The sequence below is a fragment of the Algoriphagus oliviformis genome (genome assembly GCF_017254915.1).
Taxonomy (GTDB): Bacteria; Bacteroidota; Bacteroidia; order Cytophagales; family Cyclobacteriaceae; genus Algoriphagus; species Algoriphagus oliviformis.
The window spans coordinates 1-2,482 of the sequence record NZ_JAFKCT010000024.1; the positions used below are offsets into that span (position 1 = coordinate 1).

General features: G+C 38.6%; 3 protein-coding genes. All 3 read right to left on the reverse strand.

Annotated features, from left to right (window positions below; genetic code table 11):
• Window positions 1-123: 123 nt before the first annotated feature.
• Window positions 124-396 carry a carboxymuconolactone decarboxylase family protein gene (locus J0A68_RS22355; protein ID WP_206580486.1) on the reverse strand — a complete coding sequence of 91 codons (273 nt, stop codon included), beginning with the start codon at window positions 394-396 and terminating at the stop codon, window positions 124-126.
• Between the two features lie 72 nt (window positions 397-468).
• A complete protein-coding gene (locus tag J0A68_RS22360; protein ID WP_206580487.1) occupies window positions 469-1,353 on the reverse strand; it encodes an AraC family transcriptional regulator in 885 nt (294 codons plus the stop codon).
• A 405-nt stretch (window positions 1,354-1,758) separates the two neighbouring features.
• On the reverse strand, window positions 1,759-2,482 hold a 724-nt coding region (locus J0A68_RS22365; RefSeq protein WP_206580488.1), incomplete at its 5' end, for a hypothetical protein.

The following is a 2,482-nucleotide window of genomic DNA, read 5'->3' on the forward strand; positions in this document are numbered from 1 at the left end:
TTTCAGCAATTCCAAAACCACCTTGGTCTTGAACTTCGAGGTAAATTTTCTTCGTGTGGTCATCACAGTAAATTTAAGGGGTTAATCGTAACTTAATTTACTGTCCTGTTTTTTGGGGAATGCTCAGCCGTTCATTTTGCCCAAGGCTGTGTGCGCAGCCTGACAATATGCACAACCGTTGATTTGGCTTGTCACCAAATTAATTGCCTCCCGTTCTTTGGCTTTTAAGGTTGATTTTCGGTTTTGCAAAGCAAGATAATCGCCCAATGCCGTTTCGTTCTTGGCATAATAAGCATACAAATTTGGCACAAAGCCTAAGCCCTTTTGTAGATTATCAAAAATGGCTTGATTGTTTTCAGATACATCTCCTCTGGCGGGAACTGTGAATTTCGTCATTGTTACTTTTTTAATGAATGATTTAACAATGCAAAATTGCAGTTAACTTAGGTTATGATGTTATGACTAAACCTACCTTGTTCGGTATTTTTCGGACATTTCGTTTTTGAAATCCAAAGGTGTCTGATTGGTGATTGCTTTGAAGGTTTTGGCAAAGTATGAACTATCCGTATAATGCAGTTCAAAAGCGATTTCTGAAATCGTTTTGGTGCTATATGTCAATAGCCGTTTGGCTTCCAAAATGCTCCTTGCCCTAATAATTTCGGTTGCCTTCATATTCGCAATCTCCTTGCAAATTAGGTTTAGGTGATGTGGTGTAATGTGCAATTGCCCGGCATAAAAATTTGCAGTTTTATTTTCTACAAAATGTTTTTCTAAAATGGTCTTAAATTGCTTAAACTGGATAAGGTATTTTTTTGAAATACTTTTTTCCTTTTTTGTTTGAATATGTCGCTGCACCTCTGCAAGCAAAATGCTTAAATAAGCCTGAACAATTGAAGGGTTCTTGTCAGTACGTTTCTGTTCAGCTTCTATTCGATGCACCAATTCTAATATTTCAGCGAATTCCTTTTTGGTAAATTCTATGCAAGGGCTTGAATACAAGTTATCTAAAAAGCTAAGTTCAAACAAAGTATCTTTGTTTGTCCTGTTGAGTAAATAAAAATCTTCTGTAAATAAAATTGTCCCTCCTGTTAACAGCTTCCATTCTTCGAAGTGATGTACCTGATTTGGTGAAATGAAGAATAAACTATTCGGCTTTACTACATATTCGTTGTAGTCAATAATTTGTCGGCTATTACCTTTTTCAGTCCAAAGAATTTCGTAAAAACTGTGTTTGTGAAAGTCGTCAATATTGGGCTCTTCCATTTCGTCAAACCGCAATATTTCAAATTCAGTCCGATTTTTCGGCTGATTAATAAAGTGTCCAATGCTATAAAACGGAAAAATATCATTCATTCGTCAAAGTTAGCGATTTTCTGCTTTTTGCTCTTTGTGCGGTCGCTTGCGGAATCTTGACTAACGGTAAATTTTTTAATCGTCACGCTAATAATCTGGAATTTATATTTTTTCTTCAATCTATCGTTAGCTAGAGGATTTAATCGGCTGCCCCGATGTGGGGAATGACGCACAACGATCAGATATGGCGAGTGGCCACATCAGTCTGTAAAAAGCAGTAAAATAGTGAAACTGCCCAACACCTACAATGGTATCTACGAAGCACTGCGTTCTGCAAGTCAAAATCCAGAAAGTAGAAAGTAGCTAGAAGCACACAAGTCAGCAGAATGGGCAGGGTCACGGTCAAGTTGCACTGAAGTATCAGATATGCAGTTTGGCCATTCGCCATATCGCCTGTTACCAGCTTTATTTCTTGTTCCGTTTTTGCAGTTTTCCCAGTTCAGTTAGGTCTTCAGTCAACTCTGAAAGTTTGTTCGTTCGATCACAAATGTTCGTTTGCATCTTTGAGTTGCCGAGTTCCATATAAACTCCATCTTTGGTTGCATAAACAATATATTGTTCACCTACTTCGAAATGGAATCCACAGTCTCCGCCTCCAACTCCTGTGTAGATAATTTGTGAGGTTGTTGACTTTCCCTTAAACCACCCTGTTACTTCAAAAGTTACCTCGTTGTGGTAGTAGATGTCGATAAATCCTCCTCCTAAAGGTTCCTGCTTTTGTTCATATGGTTGACTCGAAACCACTGTACCTACAAACACAATCTCAGAGCGTTTAAATGCTTGTTTAATAGTTTCCGTTCCGACACAACTACAGGCAAAAGAGTTCAGAGTTGTTAGAATTAGGATAAGAAATATGAATATTGAGTTTCGCATATTGCTGGTAACGAACAGGGCTTGGCGTAGTGGCGGATTTTTAGCACAAAAATTCAATCGAAGAACTGCACTTGAACCTACCACAAAACTGTTATACGAAGCACTGCACCCGCCATTACGCCAAACCGCTGTTGCACTAAACCTGCGGTAGTTTCTCCGATAAGCAGCCCAAAAGCGGTAATTTTTTGATTCATTCTTAACCGTTTCAATCATGAAAAAAAAGAAAACCTCCTCCAGGCCGCCTGCTCCAAGATAG